Here is a 15,359-nt window from a genome sequence, read left to right on the forward strand (position 1 = left end):
CGATTGCCTCACAGGGGCCTGGTCGAGCCGAAAAACAGCGCCTGGCTGATCGCCGCGCGCACCGTGGCTTCCTGAAACGGCTTGGTGACGAGGTAGGTCGGCTCGGGCCGGTCGCCGGTCAGCAGGCGTTCGGGATAGGCGGTAATGAAAATCACCGGCATCGTGCCCACGCTGAGGATATCGTCGACCGCGTCGAGGCCCGAGGATCCGTCGGCGAGCTGGATGTCGGCGAGCACCAGACCCGGCATCGACTCGGCCACGGCCGCGCGGGCCTGCGTGCGGGTCGCCGCGGTGCCGCTGACCGTGTGTCCGAGGCCGGTGACGAGGTCTTCGAGCTGCATCGCGATCAGCGGTTCGTCCTCGATGATGAGCACGCTGGTGGTCTGTTCGCGCTCGATCTCGGCGATGGCCTCCGCGACCAGCGCCTCGACCTCTTCCGGCGAGCGTTCGAGGATCGCGGCGGCTTCGGCGACGGTAAAATCCTCCAGCGTCGTCAGCAGCAGCGCCTGCCGCGCCGGGGGCGTGATCGCGCCGAGGCGGGCCTGCGCGCCGGCCTCGTGCTCGCTGGTCGGAGTGCCGCTTGTGGCCCCGCCCGAACCGCTCGCCCAGACCTTGCCGAAAGCGCGGTAGAGCGGCACGCGCCCGCCCGAGAGGCTCGCCATCAGTGCCTCGTCGGCGAGCACCGCCTCGAGCATTTCGCGCACGAAAGCATCGCCGCTGGCCTGCGATCCGGTCAGCGCGCGGGCATAGCGGCGCAGGAAGGGCAGGTTGGCCGCGATCTGGCTTCCGAGGGACATGAGACACCTTTCGCTGGTCAGGACAGGCAAGCGACTCAGCCCATAGCGGTTCGCCGCGCATTCGTCGCGCCTATCCGACAAACTGCTGGAAAGTCGAGGTTTCCTCGGTAGTTTCCCTAGGGTCAAAAAAATTTCGGGAGTCCCGGGAACCGCTCGCAAAGCCGATCATTATAGCCTTGTCACCGCCGAGACCCCCCTCCCGTCCAAGCGGCTGGTGATACGATCCCGAAAGGCCTCTGCTCGCTTGCGAGTGGAGGCCTTTTTTCTTGGTCTGCCACCCCCCCATTCCGTTGGAACGGGGAGGGACCGGTTCTACCCTAGCGATCTTTCGTAGATCACGTATTCGCGGTTGATCTTCGACTGGATCGTGTCCGCGATCGCGACCATCCCCTGGTTGTCCTCGAGGATCCAGCCGATCTCGCCGCGGGTCGAGCTGTACTTGCTCGTCGCCTGCACGCGGATTTCCTCGATCATCATGAAGGCGAGCTGGCTGGCGAGGCGGCTGGAGTGGAACTCCTTGAGCACCCCCATCAGCGGCACGCGCATGCCTGCCCCCTTGGGGAAACGCAGCCAGCGGAGCATGGTGATCCAGCCGAACGGGAACAGCTTGCCCCTGATCTTCGCCAGTGCGGCGTTGATGTCCGGCCAGGTCAGCATGAAGGCCACCGGCCGCCCGTCGAGCTCGGCGATCATGTTGAGGTCTTCGAAGATCAGCGGGCGCAGCTTCTTGCCCGCATAGGCGACCTCGGCCGGGCTGAACGGCACGAAGCCCCAGTTGTCCGACCACGCATCGTTGAGGATGCCGAGGATCGTCGCGACTTCCGCATCCCAGTCCTTCTTGCGCACCTTGCGGATCGTGATCCGCGCATTCTTGTGGCCCGATTGCACGATCCGCTGCACCAGCGGGGGGAAGGGCTTCGTGATGTCGAGATCGTAGGTGTAGAGCGTCTTCGCCCGGGCATAGCCGGCCGCTTCGATCCAGCCGGCGTAGTGCGCGGGGTGGTGGCCCATCAGCAGCATCGGGGCATGATCCTGCCCCTTCACCAGCAGGCCCGGCTCTTCCCAGATCGACAGCGAGATCGGACCGAGCACCCGGTGCATCCCCTGACCGACCAGCCACGCTTCGGCCGCCGCAAGCAGCGCGCGGGCGATGCTCTCGTCCTCGGCATCGAAATATCCGAAGAAACCGGTGCCGGGGCCGAAGCCCTGTTCGGCCGGCATGGCGAGCGCGAGCTCGTCGATATGCGCCGATATGCGACCGACGGGCTTGCCGCCCTGCTTGGCGATGAACAGCTGCACCCGCGCATGGCCGAAGAACGGGTTCTTCGCGGGATCGACCAGCTCGATCTGTTCGGCGCGGATCTGCGGGACGAAGTGGGGCAGGCGGTCGGAGAACGCCCGGCCGAGATCGACAAAGGCCTCCCTCCCGCGCTTGTCGCCGACGGGCTCGATCACTATCTCTGCCCCGCGGGCCAATACATCCGTCACGCCGCCGTCCTCGTATTTGCGGTTGATCAAGGTGTCTGTGTCGCGCCCGCGCCATTCGCGCAAGGCGTTCGATCACATTGACCAACAACACGCGTTTGGCGCGCATCCCGTTTTGGGGTAGGGCGCGCCTCAGGATTGTACCGAAAATGACCATGCACCAGACCATCCCCGCCGCGCCCCTGCCAGTGCCCCCGAAGGCGACCCGCCTCCAGTTCATGGCCGAGGACGACAAGGCGATGCTGCGCGCCGCGCGCGACCTGACCAAAGGTCTGGGCGAGGCGAAGGCGGGCATCTACTGGCCCGACATGCTGCTTTCGGCCGGGATCGGCTATGCCGGGATCGCGGTGGCGATCGTCTCGGGCAGCCTCGGCGTGAAGATCGCCGCGGGGCTGGTCGCGGCGCTGGCGCTCTACCGCGCGCTGATGTTCATCCACGAGCTGACCCACATTCACCGCGATGCCCTTCCGGGCTTCCGTACGGGCTGGAACCTGCTGGTCGGCATTCCGATGCTGACGCCCTCCTTCATGTACGAGGGCGTCCACACGATCCACCACAAGCGCACGCAGTATGGCACGGTCGAGGATCCCGAATACCTGCCGCTGGCGCTGATGAAGCCGTGGAGCCTGCCTGCCTTCGTGCTGGTGGCGATGCTGCTGCCGGTGGGCCTGCTGCTGCGCTTCGGCGTGCTCTATCCGCTCGGCCTCGTCATCCCGCCGCTGCGCACATTCGTGTGGGAGCGTTTCTCCTCGCTCTCAATCAATCCGGAGTTCCGCCGCAAGGCGCCCGAGGGTGATTTCTCGCTGCGGGTGCGCTGGCAGGAAGCGGGCGCGAGCCTCTGGGCGATCGCGCTGATCGCGAGCGGCTTCGTGTTCGGCTGGGAGCCGCTGGTGACGGCGATGGCGATCCTGTCCTTCGCCGCCGTGCTCAACCAGCTGCGCACGCTGGTCGCGCATCTGTGGGAGAACGAGGGCGAGGCGATGACGGTGACGGCGCAGTTCCTCGACTCTGTCAACGTGCCCCCGCCCGGTGTTGCAGCCGAGATCTGGGCGCCGGTAGGCCTGCGCTATCATGCGCTCCACCACCTGATGCCCTCGATGCCCTATCATGACCTGCCCGAAGCCCACCGCCGCCTCGCGCGCGAGCTTGGGACGGGTTCCACCTATGAAGGCGCGAACCACCCGGGGATGCTGACGCTGGTGGGCCGGATCGCCAAGAGCACGATGGGGCGGCGGGCGTAGCAGAACTACTTCCGTTCGTGCTGAGCTTGTCGAAGCACCGTACTTCTTCCTCCAACATCGAGAAGAAAAAACGGCCCTTCGACAAGCTCAGGGCGAACGGGGTTCGTTGGAGTCCCTAATCCAGAAAGCAGATCATCGCGCAGCGGCGGTCGGCATCGAGGCCGTTGTCGACCTCGACCGCGAGTTCGCCCGCCAGCCTTATGTGCGCATCGAGCGCGGTGACTTCCTCGAAGCCGAGCTGTGCGAAGAAGGGTGCGCCGTCCTCGCGGTCGGTGGTGAGAGTCAGCGCCTTTACGCCGGTATTGCGCGCGTCGATCAGCGCCGCGCGCACCAATCCCCGTCCGATCCCGCGCTTCCGGAAGGCGGGGAGGACGGACAGCTCCCAGATGTGGAGTTCGCGGCGGAAGGGCTCGGCCACCAGCACGCCTGCCAATGCATCGCCGACATGGCTGACGAGGCTGTGACCCTTGCGGATCAGCCGGGCGTAGCCCTCGGCGGTGCGGGGGCTGTCGGCGGCGATGTCCGGCATCGCCGCGGCATCGGCAGGGCGCGCGAGGCGCAGCGACCAGCTCACTCCTCGGTCCGCACCAGCACCGTCTCGCCCACGAGCAGGAACAGCACGAAGGGCGCCCAGGCCGCGAGCAGCGGCGGGTAGCCGCCGAAGCTGCCCATCGCGAGTGCGGCATTGTCGACCACGAAATAGGCAAAGCCCAGCGCCATGCCGATGATCGCGCGAACGAACAGCTGGCCCGAACGCGCAAGTCCGAAGGCGGCGACCGATCCCAGGAGCGGCATCAGCAGCGCCGAGAGCGGGCCCGACAGGCGGTGCCACCACTTGGCGCGCATCTCGTCTGTATTGCGGCCTGCTGTCTCGTAAGCGTCGATCGAAGCCTTCAGCTCCCAGAAGTTCTGCGCATCGGCATCGACCGACTGGAGCATGATCCGCTCGGGCGAGAGGTTCTGCCCCACGATCAGCGCCGCCGGGCGCTCGGTCACGGCGCCCGCGACATCGAACTGCACCGGCTGTTCCAGCCGCCAGCCGGGGCTGGCATAGGTTGCGCGGGGGCTGCGGATCTGCTCGCGAATGATGCCGCCGGGCGCGCGGGCGTACCAGGTGACACCGGTCAGGACGATGTCCTTGCCTGTCCCCGTCAGCGTCGCGGCCGAGAGGATGTTGACCCCGTCGGTCAGGTAGATGTTCGAGCGCGGCTTGCCCGCTGTGCCCTCCGCCTCGGGGATCGGGCCGTACTCCGCCGCCTCCCACGCATCGAGCGTCGCATTGGCGCGGGTCACGATCCGCTCGTTGAAGCCGAAGCTCACCGCCGAGACCAGCGCCGCAGTCAGCAGCAGCGGGGCGAGCACCTGATGCGCGGAGAGCCCCGCTGCCTTCATCGCCACCACCTCGCTGTTCTGGTTCAGCGTCACCAGCGTGATCAGCGTCGCCAGCAGAACCGAATAGGGCAGGAAGCGGCTCGCCAGCTGCGGCGCGCGCAATGAGGCGTATTTGAGGATCTCCGCCTGCCCGTTGCCCTTTACCGCAAGGATGTCGCCCGAGGTCGACAGCAGGTCGAGCGCCAGCAGCACCAGCACCAGCATCACCAGCACGGCAAAGATGCGCACCACGAACAGCTTCGCCAGATAGAGCGTCAGCGTGCGCGAGGGGAAGAAATCGAGCTGCATTGCCGGGGCCTATTCCGCCGGAGCTGGGTCTGCGGCCGGCTGATAGGCGCGCGGTGGCTGGCGGCGGCTGAACAGCTTGCCGATCCGCTTCGATAGCTTGGCGAAGGCCATTTCCAGCGCTCCGATCGCCTGCCCGCCGGGGACATAGGCGACGCGGTAATACATCCACAGGATCAGCCCCGCGAACAGCACGAAGGGCACCCAGAAGGCCAGCACCGGATCGAGCCGCCCGATGGAAGCCACGTCCTCCCCGTACTGGTTCACCTTGTGATAGGCGACCACCATCACGATCGACACGAACACGCCGAGCGCGCTGGTCGAGCGCTTGGGCGGGATCGCGAGCGCCACCGCCAGCAGCGGCATCAGGAACATCATCACGATCTCGACCAGCCGGAAATTGAAGCTGGCAACGCTCGCATCGCGCCGGTCGGGGGCGCTGTCGCGGCTCCAGCCGATCCGGAGCAGTTCGGGCAGGATATACTCGCGCGTCTCGTCACCGCGCGCGCGGAACTTTTCCATCGCGGGCAGATCGATCGGCAGGTCGTGGCGGCTGAAGCTCAGGACGCGCGGGGTCTGGCCCTTCATGCCGGTATCCTGGATGATCGTGCCTTCGGTCAGGCGCAGGATGATCGTGTCGGGATTGTCGCGGGTGGCGAGGAAGGCTCCCTCGCGCGCGCTGATCGAGAGCACCTGCCCCTTCTTGTTGGCGACGCGGGCGAAGATGCCGATCAGGCGGCGCCCGTCATCCTCGCTCTCCTCGATCCGCAGCGCCATGCGGTCGGCCAGCGTGGTGAATTCGCCGACCTTGATCGAGGCCCCCAGCGCGCCCGAGCGCAGTTCGTATTCGAGCTGTTCGTAATAGTAGCGGCTCAAGGGCTGCACGTAGAACACCAGCGCCACGTTGACCGCCATCAGCACGACCGTGATGAGGTAGGGCATCCGCAGCAGCCGGTTATAGGACAGGCCGACTGCACGCATGGTGTCGAGCTCCGAGGAGGTCGCGAGCTTGCGGAACGCCAGCAGCACCCCGAGCAGCAGCCCCAAGGGAATCGCGAGGCTCGCATATTCGGGGATCAGCGCGCCGAGCATCTTGAACACCACGCCCACCGGCCCGCCTTCGACCGCGACGAAATCGAACAGCCGCAGCATCTTGTCGAGCATCAGCAGCGACGCCGCCAGCGCGAAGACGCCGAGCATCGGCACGACCGTTAGCCGCAGGATGTAGCGATCGATGGCGGGGATGAAGTTGAACAAGTCGAGCGGTTCCGTGGATTGCGCCGGCGCCCCGCAGCCCTAGCCGCTTCGGCTGCGCGCGTCATGTCCCCAATTGCTCTGGCCTGTCGAAGCTTGACCGGGGCTTTACCAGAAGCGGCTGTTCGGAATGCCCTTGAACGGCCCGGCCTCGGCCGAGGTGATCCAGCCGCCGTAGAACCCGCCGGGCTGGGGCGTGACCTGCTCGCCGTCGATTTCGACCCGGTCGAAGGGCGCGGCGTAGAAGGCAATGTGGTCGCGGATGCCGGCGAAAGCAGGCGAAGGCGAGGGGTAGGACCAGCCTGCGCCGACCAGCCGCGTGTCGCCGATCACCACGTCCCAATACCGCGCCTGCCCCTTCCACTCGCAGAACGAGGTGCCTGCGTTCGGCATCAGGTGCGTCATCGCGAGGTCGCCTTGCGGGATGTAGTAGGTCGGCGGATGCGAAGTTTCGAGCGTTCGCCACGCCGCGCGGGTGTCGACCAGTGTCACGCCCTTGTGGACGATCACGATATGCCGGGACGTCGGTTCGGCGCGGGGCGGGCGGGGATAGTCCCACACACTCTCCTGACCGGGGCGCACGGGATCGGGCTCGGGATGGTGGGCGGCGCGCATCAGCGGCTGATGCTCAGGCCTTTTCCAGCGTGCATTGCAGCGGGTGCTGGTTCTGGCGGGCGAAATCCATCACCTGGTTCACCTTGGTCTCGGCGACCTCGTAGGTGAAGATCCCGCACACGCCGACACCGCGCTGGTGGACGTGGAGCATGACGCGGGTGGCCTGTTCCAGATCCATCCCGAAGAAGCGCTTCAATACCAGCACCACGAATTCCATCGGGGTGTAATCGTCGTTGAGCATCAGCACCTTGTACTGGCTCGGCTTCTTGGGCTTGGCGCGGGTCTTGGTGGCGATGCCGACCTGACCCTGACCGCCGCCATCCTTGCCACCATCCTCGTCCTCGGCGCGCACAGGCGCGTGCTGCGGCAAGGGCAGCTCGGCCGTCATGGCGAGATCGGGATGCGCTGATGCGGGCATAGGCCTCCATTATGGGATTCGCGCTCGCGTGTGCAAGCGATTGCGTCGGAATTGTTTGGAGTGTGGCACGGGCCCACCCCCGGCCCCTCCCGCGAGCGGGAGGGGAGTATCAGCGCATCCCGGTCCCCCTCCCGCCTGCGGGAGGGGTTAGGGGTAGGCCTGCGCCATGCCAGACTAAGAAGAGGCCCGAGCAAGCATCGCTTGCTCGGGCGTGGGCAAGAAAAAGGCCGGTCAGACTTGCGTCTGACCGGCCAGCGCCTTGCGGCGCGCTCTCGTGGACCGGGTTGGGAGAGAGAGGAGAGAGGCCCGGCCGGAGAATTCGTTTGCCTTACGCGGCGGTCTTCACCTTCTCGACCGCGACGCTGACGCGGTTCGAGATCGGGGCGAAGGCGTCGTTGTAGAGCTTCACCCAGGCTTCGGTGCGCTTCGAGCCGTAGGCGACCACGGCGTCGAAGTTGCGACGGGCGATTTCACCCTGAAGCTGGAACAGCTCGGTCGGCGACTTCACGGCGGCGACCTTCTTGGCGTCTTCGGTGACGGTCTCGAACACGGTCTTGCCGGTTTCGATGTTGTCCTTGAGCAGTTCCTGCGCGCCGGCGGCGAAGATCTTGCCGCTTTCAACGACCGCTTCGACATTCGCCTTGGCGAATTCGGTCGCTTCGGCGGTCAGCACGGTGCCCTTGGCGTAGGCGGTCTTGGCGCGGGCCTGGACGTCGGCGACGACGTTCTTGGCGGTGGCGGTGATGTCGGCGGTCTTGGCAGTGGCCATGATGGTATCCTTGAGCTTGATGACGGGGTTGGTCGTCGGCGCGGTGGTCTTGGGGGCGGCGGGCTTGCTCGCCTTGGCGGCAGCCTTCTTCGCCAGCACCGGCTTCTTGACCGGAGCGGTCTTGGTCGCCGTCTTCTTCTTGACGGTCTTGGCCGCAGCCTTCTTCACCGGAACCGCCTTCTTGGCAGCGACCGGAGCCTTCTTGGGCGCGGCGGGAGTCTTCACAGCCGGAGCGGAAGCCTTGGGGGCTTGGGGCGCTTCGGCAATCTTGGCCGATGCTTCGGCGTAAGCCTTCTCGGCAGCCGCGTCGATCTTGGCGACGGGAGCCTTCACTTCAGCACTGGTTTCAACTTCGGACATGGCGACCTCGCTTCATGTTGCACTGCACAAAATAGTGAATGCGGATGCGAAGTCAAGCGATTTTGTGCAGTGCACAAAAAACTCTAAACCATCATAAATTCAGGAAGATAATTCCATGTCAGAGGTTTTGCCGCACGTGCGCGGCATCATCATCGCGTTTTCACATAGCGCCCCGGCGCGTCCTCGATCACAGGGTCGCCCTTGCCGCCCGGCACCCGCTTGCCCTCGGCAGGAACGCGCATGTCGGACTGCTGGAGGAGCCATGCGAGCCAGTGCGGCCACCAGCTGCCCGGATGCTCGGTCGCGCCCGCGACGAAGTCCTTGAGGCTGGGCGCATGGCTGTCGCCGACCCAGTACTGGTACTTGCCCGCGGACGGCGGGTTGACCACGCCCGCGATGTGCCCCGAGCCTGCCAGCAGGAACTCGACCGGCCCCGTGAAGTGCTTCGTGATGCGCCAAACGCTTTCGGCGGGTGCGATGTGATCCTCGCGCCCGGCCTGGATGAAGCTCGGGGTGGCGACGCGGGTCAGGTCGATCGGCGTCCCGTCCGCTTCCAGCGCATCGGGCACCACCAGCTTGTTGTCGCGGTAGAGGTCGCGCAGATAGGCGTTGTGCCACTTGGAAGGCAGGTTGGTGACGTCGCCGTTCCAGTGGAGCAGGTCGAAGGCCGGGTAATCCTCGCCCAGCAGGTAGTTGTTGACGACGTAGTTCCAGATCAGATCACGCCCGCGCAGCGCGTTGAAGGTCGCAGCGAGATAGCGCCCGTCGAGATAGCCTTGCGGGGAGAGCTGCCCGATCATCTCGAGCTGGCCTTCGTCGATGAAATTCTTGAGATCTCCGCTCTTCTCGAAATCAACCTGCGCGGTGAAGAAGGTGGCCGACTTGACCTTGTCCGCCTCGCCCCGCCGCGCCAGCACCGCCAGCGTTGCGGCAAGGGTCGTCCCCGCCACGCAATAGCCGATGGTGTGGACAGCGGGCACATCCAGCCGTGCGCGGACATGGTCGATCGCCTCGATCTGGGCGCGGATGTAATCGTCCCACACGATGTCGGCCATGCTCTCGTCGGCGCTCTTCCAGCTGACCACGAAGACGCTGATCCCCTGATCGACCGCCCACTTGATGAAGCTCTTCTTGGGGGTGAGGTCGAGGATGTAGAAGCGGTTGATCCACGGCGGGAAGATCACCAGCGGCACCTCCAGCACCGCCTCGGTCGAGGGCGAGTACTGGATCAGCTGGTAGAGCGGCGTCTCGTGCACCACCTTGCCGGGGCTCGCGGCGAGGTTCTCGCCCAGCCGGAAGGCGTTCGGATCGGTGTGGGTCAGCTGCCCGCGCTTGAGGTCGTTGATGAGGTGCTGCATCCCGCGCACCAGATTGGCGCCCTTGGTCTCCATCGTGCGCTTCAAAACCACCGGATTGAGCGCAAGGAAGTTGTCAGGGCTCATCGCCTCGGCGAGCGCAGTGACCGCGAATTCGAGCTGCTGGCGCTTGGTTTTGTCGAGCCCCTCCATGCCCTTCACGGCCTGCCGGAAGTAGTCGGCGAGCATCAGGTAGGTCTGGTGGAGCAGCAGGAAGGCGGGGTGCGCGCGCCACGCGGGATCGGCGAAGCGGCGGTCCGACTTGGGCAGGGCGGCGGCCTCGGGCGCTTCGGCGAGCTTTCCGCCCGCGGCAAAGCTCTGCATCACCCCGGTCCACAGCTGCATCTGGTCCTGCGCGAGCTTGGCCGAGGCTTCGAACATCCCCTTGGGAAGCTGGCCGAGCATGCCCTGCGTGACCACCAGCCATTGCGCGGGATCGAGCAGGCTTGCCCCCGCACCCTTGGCGGCCTTTTCAGCAGCGGCCGTCGTTTGGTGGGTGGCGAAATCGAGCCACAGCTGCTGGAGCTGCGCGCCGGTGGCGGCCCATTCGGCCATGTCGCCCGCGCCCAGACCCTGCGCCATCAGCGATTCGGAACCTTCCGCGCCCATCAGCTCGCGCATGGCTTCGCCCTGCATGTCGAAGAAGCCCTTCAGGGCCTCGCCCGCTGCCGCCATCGGGTCGGTATCCTGTGCCATCGCCTGCAAAAGTCCTCAAATCGCGCTGCGGCCTCGATAGTGCCGTCAATCGCTTCCACTCGCAACTCGCCGAAAACCCGCTTCCCTGCCAGCGCAATATTCGCCAAGGGAAGGATGCAGCGGATGCATCAAACCCGCGCATGACAAGGGTGTGACGTCAATGAATGACCAGTTCTATCGCATGAAGCGGATGCCTCCGTATGTGATCGCGGAGGTCAATGCCATGCGTCATGCAGCCCGTCTGGCGGGGCAGGACATCATCGACCTCGGCATGGGTAACCCCGATCAGCCGCCGCCGCAGCACGTGATCGACAAGCTGTGCGAAGTCGCGGCCAAGCCGGATGCGCACGGCTATTCGCAGTCGAAGGGCATTCCGGGCCTGCGCCGCGCGCAGGCGGGCTACTACGCCCGCCGCTTCGGGGTGGAACTCGATCCCGATACCGAGGTGGTGGTGACGATGGGCTCGAAGGAGGGCCTGTCGAGCCTTGCGACCGCGATCATCGCGCCGGGCGACGTGGTGCTGGCGCCCAATCCGTCCTACCCGATCCACACCTTCGGCTTCATCATCGCGGGCGCCACGATCCGTTCGGTGCCGACCACGCCGGACGAACACTACTGGGAATCGCTCGAGCGGGCGATGAACTACACCGTCCCGCGCCCCTCGGTGCTGGTGGTGAGCTACCCCTCCAACCCCACCGCCGAGACCGTGGAGCTGCCCTTCTACGAGCGCCTTGTCGCCTGGGCGAAGGAGAACCAGGTCTGGATCGTCTCCGATCTGGCCTATTCCGAGCTTTATTTCGACGGCAAGCCCACGCGCTCGATCATGGAAGTGCCGGGCGCGAAGGATGTCGCGATCGAATTCACCTCGATGTCGAAGACCTATTCGATGGCCGGTTGGCGAATGGGCTTTGCGGTCGGCAACCGCCAGCTGATCGCCGCGCTGACGCGGGTGAAGTCCTATCTCGATTACGGGGCTTTCACCCCGATCCAGGCTGCCGCCTGCGCCGCGCTCAACGGCCCGCAGGACATCATCGAGACGAATCGCGAGCTCTATCACAAGCGCCGCGACGTGATGGTCGAGGCCTTCGGCCGCGCCGGGTGGGATATCCCGCCGCCGCCGGCTTCGATGTTCGCCTGGGCTCCGCTGCCGCCGGCGCTTAAATCGATGGGGAGCCTCGAATTCTCGAAGCAGCTCCTCACCCAGGCGCAGGTCGCCGTCGCGCCGGGCGTGGGCTACGGCGAGAACGGCGAGGGCTACGTGCGGATCGCCATGGTCGAGAACGAACAGCGGCTTCGCCAGGCGGCGCGCAATATCAAGCGCTACCTCCAGTCGGTGGGCGTCAACAGCTCGGCCGCCTAGAGCCGTTTCCCAAGTTTCAATGCTTTCTGATCCAAAACGGAAGAATTCCTGTCCGATTTGCGTTAGTTTGCGGGTAAACATGGGATGAGCAGCTGAAGGAGAGGGCAATGGCGTCCGGAGCCGCGCGGCGGCTGACCGACAGACAACGCGCCGTGATGGAACGCATCGACCGGCGCGTGCCTATCAAGGTGATTGCCCAGGAGCTCGGTGTGTCCGAGACCCGGATCAATCAGCATATCCGCGCGCTGAAGGACGTTTACGACGCGGCCAGCCTTGGCGAACTGGTCGAGAATTATCGCGCCACGATCGCCCCCGATACCGTCGAAACGCCCTCGGAAAATGCCCCAAGTACGGCTCCGGATGAAACTTTGCTGAAGCCCTTCAGCGAAGATGCATACACAATTTCTCAGGTTAACGCGGCGACTGATCCGGCTGAATTCGGGAGCCGGAACGATCCGGGCCAACTGGTTCTCGGCGACGCGATGCCCCTGATTGAACAGGCACCGTGGCTGAGACCGGGCGAACCCCGGGTGGTTCCCGGAGTGCTCGATGGTGAGCATGCCGTCCTGTTTCGGTTGGGGGCGATCGTCGGGATCGCCGCGGGCATTCTGGCGTCGGTGGTTCTCGTGATCACGGCGGCACGCACACTCAGCGAGGCAACGGAGGGCAAGGTCAACTACTCCGCGGAAACTGGGGTCGTTGCCGGAGGAGCACCGGCAGCGCTGGAGACGAACGATGGAAAATCGTATTCTCGCTGACGCACACAATCTCAAGAAGCTCATCCGTGAAGCCGAAGCCCTGGCCGACGAGGCGATCATCGCCATGGCCCGGCTGAAGCAGGCGATGCTGACTGCCCGACAGAACCCGGAGATCGAAGTCAACACCGGCCAGCGCGCGCTGGTGCGGCTGACCGAAGCCGAAAGCCAGGCGCTGTCGATGTCCACCAGCCTGCTGCGCGTCCATGACGAGCTGAGCAAGGTCTCGCGGATCTATGCCGGTCCCGATACGGGCGGCCAGACCACGATCCCGCCGACCGACCTCGCGCCGACTCCGGCCGAACGAGAGCGGCTGCGGGCCTGACCGGATGAGCGACTGGTTCGACTTCTTCAATGCCTACCGGGCCCCGGCCCAGCATTTGTCCAGCCTGCTGCTTGCTGCGGCAATCTGGCGCTGGGGCGGGCGCCCGGAGCGTTGGCTGATGGCCGCGTTCCTCGCGACGATGGTGTTTCCGGTCTATCTCGCGCGGTGGCTCAACGCGGGAACCGCGATGGAGATCGGGCCCTATGCCGATTACGTCATGATGCTCGACATGATCGCGGGCGTGCTGTTCGTGGGCATCGCGCTCAAGGCGAACCGGAACTACCCGCTCTGGATCGCGGGCTTCCAGCTCGTGGCCGTGGGCACCCATCTGGTGCGCGGGGTGGTCGACGGCATTTTGCCGCTGGCCGTGGCGATCCTCGTTATCGGTCCGTCCTATTGCCAGTTGGCCATTCTGGCCGGCGGCTTCGGGCGCCATGTGCTGCGCGTGCGGCGTTTCGGAAACTATCGCGACTGGCGACCGACGCAGGGTCGCGCTGCGGGAATGCTGTTCTGATGCGTCGCGCCGGCAGAACCTCGGGAGCAGGCCCGTGCTGACCCACACCCTCGCGCGCGCCGCCGAAGGTGCGGCCAATGAGGAAGAGCGGGCCGCGACCATGATCGCCTATCTGCGCAGCGTCGTGCTGGCCCCGCCAGCGCGCTACGAGCGCGGGCACGCGATCTTCCTCGACAGACACAGCGCGTGGCTCGGTGACGCACCTTGCGGCATCGGCACCATGACCACCCTCGCGATCCGCATGCGCGCCCTGCTGGGCGAAGCGCTGCGGCATGATGCAGCCGGGATCATCCTCGCGCACAGCCATCCTTCGGGACATTGCCGTCCGAGCGGGTGCGATATCGCCACCACGCGCCGTCTCGTCGAGGTCGCCCGGGCGCTCGACATCGCGCTGATCGATCACCTGATCTTCACCGCCGATGCCGTCTATTCGATGCGAGCGGGAGGGCTGCTGTGAACGCACCGCTTGCCTCCAGCCACTTTCCCGAACCGGCGAGCGCCGCCCCCCGTTTCCGCGAGGCGGGCGAGATGACGCTCGACCTGTTTCACCGCGACGCGCGGGTCGATGACCGGTGGCTCGGCCTGCTGCCCGAGGAGTTTGCGCTGCTCTGGCGCCTTGCCGCAATCGCGGGAGAGCGTCTGACGGTCGAGCAGCTGGAGGCGGAGGCGTGGCACATCCCGCGCGAGCCCGAGCCGGGCGGTGTGGCCGCGCACATCGCGCGGATGCGCCCCAAGCTGGCCGAGGCCGGTGTCGCCTACCTGATCTGCACCGATGGCGAGGGGCGCTTCTTTCTCGAAGCCCCTCCCGCGGGCGGCATGACACGCTCCGCCACGGGTTAGCGCACTCTGGACAGCGCGCGGGCGATGGGTCAATCTCCGGGCTCTGTTACAGCCTTTAGGGATCACCGCATTATGTCCGCCATCGCCACCACGATCGCCAACGACCGCGTCGCCATCGAACTCGGCGAAGACGGCGTCGCCGAAGTCCGCTTCGTGCGGGCCGACAAGATGAATGCGCTCGATCCGGACATGTTTCAGCGCATCATCGAGGCGGGCCACGCGCTCCAGCGGATGCGGGGCCTGCGCGCGGTGGTGCTCTCGGGCGAGGGGCGGGCCTTCTGCGCGGGGCTCGACCTGTCGAATTTTGCGAAGAAGCCCCCCGAGGACGAGCCGAGCCTGACCGAGCGGACCTATGGCAACGCCAACCGCCCGCAGCAGGTGGCGATGCAGTGGCGCAAGCTCCCCGTGCCGGTGATCGCCGCGATCCACAGCGTGTGCTTCGGCGGGGGCCTGCAGATCGCGAGCGGAGCCGACATCCGCATCGTCCATCCCGAAACGCGGCTCGCGATCATGGAGATGAAGTGGGGCCTCGTGCCCGACATGGGCGGCTATGCCCTGTGGCGCGGGCTGGTGCGCGACGACGTGCTGCGCGAGCTGATCTACACCAACCGCGAATTCAACGGGGCCGAGGCGCAGCATCTGGGCCTTGCGACCTATGTCGACGACAACCCGCGCGAACGGGCGCTGGCCCTCGCGCGCCAGATCGCGCTGAAAAACCCCCACGCGATCCGCGCCGCCAAGCGGCTTCAGGCCGGGATGTGGGAGCGCGAGACCGATGCGATCCTGCTCGAGGAGAGCATCGAGCAGCACGCGATCATGCGCAGCCGCAACCAGGTGGAAGCGGTGATGGCCGAGATGGAGCGGCGCAAGCCCAATTTCGAGGACGTCTGACCATCGC

Annotated in this window: 17 protein-coding genes; 8 read left to right on the plus strand and 9 right to left on the minus strand. The window is 66.0% G+C overall.

Annotated features, from left to right (window positions below; all coding sequences use genetic code 11):
* Positions 1-8: 8 nt before the first annotated feature.
* On the minus strand, positions 9-797 hold the full coding sequence (locus BZF57_RS13760) for a response regulator (RefSeq protein WP_086738920.1): 789 nt from the start codon (positions 795-797) through the stop codon (positions 9-11).
* Between the two features lie 312 nt (positions 798-1,109).
* Positions 1,110-2,315: an N-acetyltransferase gene (locus BZF57_RS13765; protein WP_086738993.1), complete on the minus strand. Its 1,206-nt coding sequence runs from the start codon at positions 2,313-2,315 to the stop codon at positions 1,110-1,112.
* Between the two features lie 116 nt (positions 2,316-2,431).
* Here BZF57_RS13765 and BZF57_RS13770 point away from each other — a divergent pair, with 116 nt between their 5' ends.
* Complete coding sequence (locus tag BZF57_RS13770) at positions 2,432-3,523, plus strand: fatty acid desaturase family protein (RefSeq protein WP_420810212.1); 1,092 nt, start codon at positions 2,432-2,434, stop codon at positions 3,521-3,523.
* A gap of 115 nt (positions 3,524-3,638) precedes the next feature.
* Here the strand turns inward: BZF57_RS13770 and BZF57_RS13775 are convergent, their stop codons facing one another.
* The 7 genes from BZF57_RS13775 to BZF57_RS13805 form a co-directional block, all read right to left on the minus strand.
* Positions 3,639-4,097 carry a GNAT family N-acetyltransferase gene (locus BZF57_RS13775; protein WP_240505990.1) on the minus strand — a complete coding sequence of 153 codons (459 nt, stop codon included), beginning with the start codon at positions 4,095-4,097 and terminating at the stop codon, positions 3,639-3,641.
* Positions 4,094-5,203 carry an LPS export ABC transporter permease LptG gene (lptG, locus tag BZF57_RS13780; RefSeq protein WP_086738922.1) on the minus strand — a complete coding sequence of 370 codons (1,110 nt, stop codon included), beginning with the start codon at positions 5,201-5,203 and terminating at the stop codon, positions 4,094-4,096. Before lptG ends, BZF57_RS13775 begins: the two co-directional genes overlap by 4 nt.
* A 9-nt stretch (positions 5,204-5,212) precedes the next feature.
* On the minus strand, positions 5,213-6,457 hold the full coding sequence (locus BZF57_RS13785) for an LptF/LptG family permease (protein ID WP_086738924.1): 1,245 nt from the start codon (positions 6,455-6,457) through the stop codon (positions 5,213-5,215).
* Between the two features lie 105 nt (positions 6,458-6,562).
* Positions 6,563-7,069, minus strand: coding sequence for a DUF427 domain-containing protein (locus tag BZF57_RS13790; protein WP_086738926.1), 507 nt, complete (start codon positions 7,067-7,069; stop codon positions 6,563-6,565).
* Between the two features lie 13 nt (positions 7,070-7,082).
* The gene (gene clpS, locus BZF57_RS13795; protein ID WP_420810213.1) at positions 7,083-7,487 is read right to left on the minus strand and encodes an ATP-dependent Clp protease adapter ClpS; all 405 of its coding nucleotides are present in this window, start codon (positions 7,485-7,487) and stop codon (positions 7,083-7,085) included.
* A gap of 328 nt (positions 7,488-7,815) precedes the next feature.
* Entirely contained in the window at positions 7,816-8,616 is an 801-nt protein-coding gene (locus tag BZF57_RS13800; RefSeq protein WP_086738928.1) for a phasin family protein, read from the minus strand.
* 149 nt (positions 8,617-8,765) lie between these two features.
* Complete coding sequence (locus BZF57_RS13805) at positions 8,766-10,667, minus strand: PHA/PHB synthase family protein (protein ID WP_086738929.1); 1,902 nt, start codon at positions 10,665-10,667, stop codon at positions 8,766-8,768.
* Positions 10,668-10,827: 160 nt separating this feature from the next.
* Between BZF57_RS13805 and BZF57_RS13810 the strand changes: the two genes are divergently transcribed.
* From BZF57_RS13810 to BZF57_RS13840, 7 genes are all read left to right on the plus strand, one after another.
* The gene (locus BZF57_RS13810) at positions 10,828-12,027 is read left to right on the plus strand and encodes an LL-diaminopimelate aminotransferase (protein WP_086738931.1); all 1,200 of its coding nucleotides are present in this window, start codon (positions 10,828-10,830) and stop codon (positions 12,025-12,027) included.
* 107 nt (positions 12,028-12,134) lie between these two features.
* Complete coding sequence (locus tag BZF57_RS13815) at positions 12,135-12,785, plus strand: helix-turn-helix transcriptional regulator (protein WP_206073272.1); 651 nt, start codon at positions 12,135-12,137, stop codon at positions 12,783-12,785.
* The gene (locus tag BZF57_RS13820; protein WP_086738933.1) at positions 12,763-13,107 is read left to right on the plus strand and encodes a hypothetical protein; all 345 of its coding nucleotides are present in this window, start codon (positions 12,763-12,765) and stop codon (positions 13,105-13,107) included. The genes BZF57_RS13815 and BZF57_RS13820 overlap by 23 nt, the downstream gene beginning before the upstream one ends.
* A gap of 4 nt (positions 13,108-13,111) precedes the next feature.
* Positions 13,112-13,621 (plus strand): hypothetical protein, encoded by a 510-nt coding sequence (locus BZF57_RS13825; RefSeq protein WP_086738935.1) that lies wholly within the window; start codon positions 13,112-13,114, stop codon positions 13,619-13,621.
* 34 nt (positions 13,622-13,655) lie between these two features.
* On the plus strand, positions 13,656-14,078 hold the full coding sequence (locus BZF57_RS13830) for a JAB domain-containing protein (protein ID WP_086738937.1): 423 nt from the start codon (positions 13,656-13,658) through the stop codon (positions 14,076-14,078).
* Positions 14,075-14,461 (plus strand): winged helix-turn-helix domain-containing protein, encoded by a 387-nt coding sequence (locus BZF57_RS13835; RefSeq protein ID WP_086738939.1) that lies wholly within the window; start codon positions 14,075-14,077, stop codon positions 14,459-14,461. The genes BZF57_RS13830 and BZF57_RS13835 overlap by 4 nt, the downstream gene beginning before the upstream one ends.
* 72 nt (positions 14,462-14,533) lie before the next feature.
* The gene (locus tag BZF57_RS13840) at positions 14,534-15,352 is read left to right on the plus strand and encodes a crotonase/enoyl-CoA hydratase family protein (RefSeq protein WP_206073273.1); all 819 of its coding nucleotides are present in this window, start codon (positions 14,534-14,536) and stop codon (positions 15,350-15,352) included.
* Positions 15,353-15,359: the final 7 nt, after the last annotated feature.

The sequence above is a fragment of the Erythrobacter colymbi genome (assembly GCF_002155685.1).
Taxonomy (GTDB): Bacteria; Pseudomonadota; Alphaproteobacteria; order Sphingomonadales; family Sphingomonadaceae; genus Erythrobacter; species Erythrobacter colymbi.

What these genes read in the sequence shown, in the direction of transcription:
- BZF57_RS13760 (WP_086738920.1), bottom strand. Translation starts at nt 797, where the DNA reads ATGTCCCTCGGAAGCCAGATCGCGGCCAACCTGCCCTTCCTGCGCCGC.
- BZF57_RS13770 (WP_420810212.1), top strand. Translation starts at nt 2,432, where the DNA reads ATGACCATGCACCAGACCATCCCCGCCGCGCCCCTGCCAGTGCCCCCG.
- lptG (WP_086738922.1), bottom strand. Translation starts at nt 5,203, where the DNA reads ATGCAGCTCGATTTCTTCCCCTCGCGCACGCTGACGCTCTATCTGGCG.
- BZF57_RS13790 (WP_086738926.1), bottom strand. Translation starts at nt 7,069, where the DNA reads ATGCGCGCCGCCCACCATCCCGAGCCCGATCCCGTGCGCCCCGGTCAG.
- clpS (WP_420810213.1), bottom strand. Translation starts at nt 7,487, where the DNA reads ATGCCCGCATCAGCGCATCCCGATCTCGCCATGACGGCCGAGCTGCCC.
- BZF57_RS13800 (WP_086738928.1), bottom strand. Translation starts at nt 8,616, where the DNA reads ATGTCCGAAGTTGAAACCAGTGCTGAAGTGAAGGCTCCCGTCGCCAAG.
- BZF57_RS13805 (WP_086738929.1), bottom strand. Translation starts at nt 10,667, where the DNA reads ATGGCACAGGATACCGACCCGATGGCGGCAGCGGGCGAGGCCCTGAAG.
- BZF57_RS13810 (WP_086738931.1), top strand. Translation starts at nt 10,828, where the DNA reads ATGAATGACCAGTTCTATCGCATGAAGCGGATGCCTCCGTATGTGATC.
- BZF57_RS13815 (WP_206073272.1), top strand. Translation starts at nt 12,135, where the DNA reads ATGGCGTCCGGAGCCGCGCGGCGGCTGACCGACAGACAACGCGCCGTG.
- BZF57_RS13820 (WP_086738933.1), top strand. Translation starts at nt 12,763, where the DNA reads ATGGAAAATCGTATTCTCGCTGACGCACACAATCTCAAGAAGCTCATC.
- BZF57_RS13825 (WP_086738935.1), top strand. Translation starts at nt 13,112, where the DNA reads ATGAGCGACTGGTTCGACTTCTTCAATGCCTACCGGGCCCCGGCCCAG.
- BZF57_RS13840 (WP_206073273.1), top strand. Translation starts at nt 14,534, where the DNA reads ATGTCCGCCATCGCCACCACGATCGCCAACGACCGCGTCGCCATCGAA.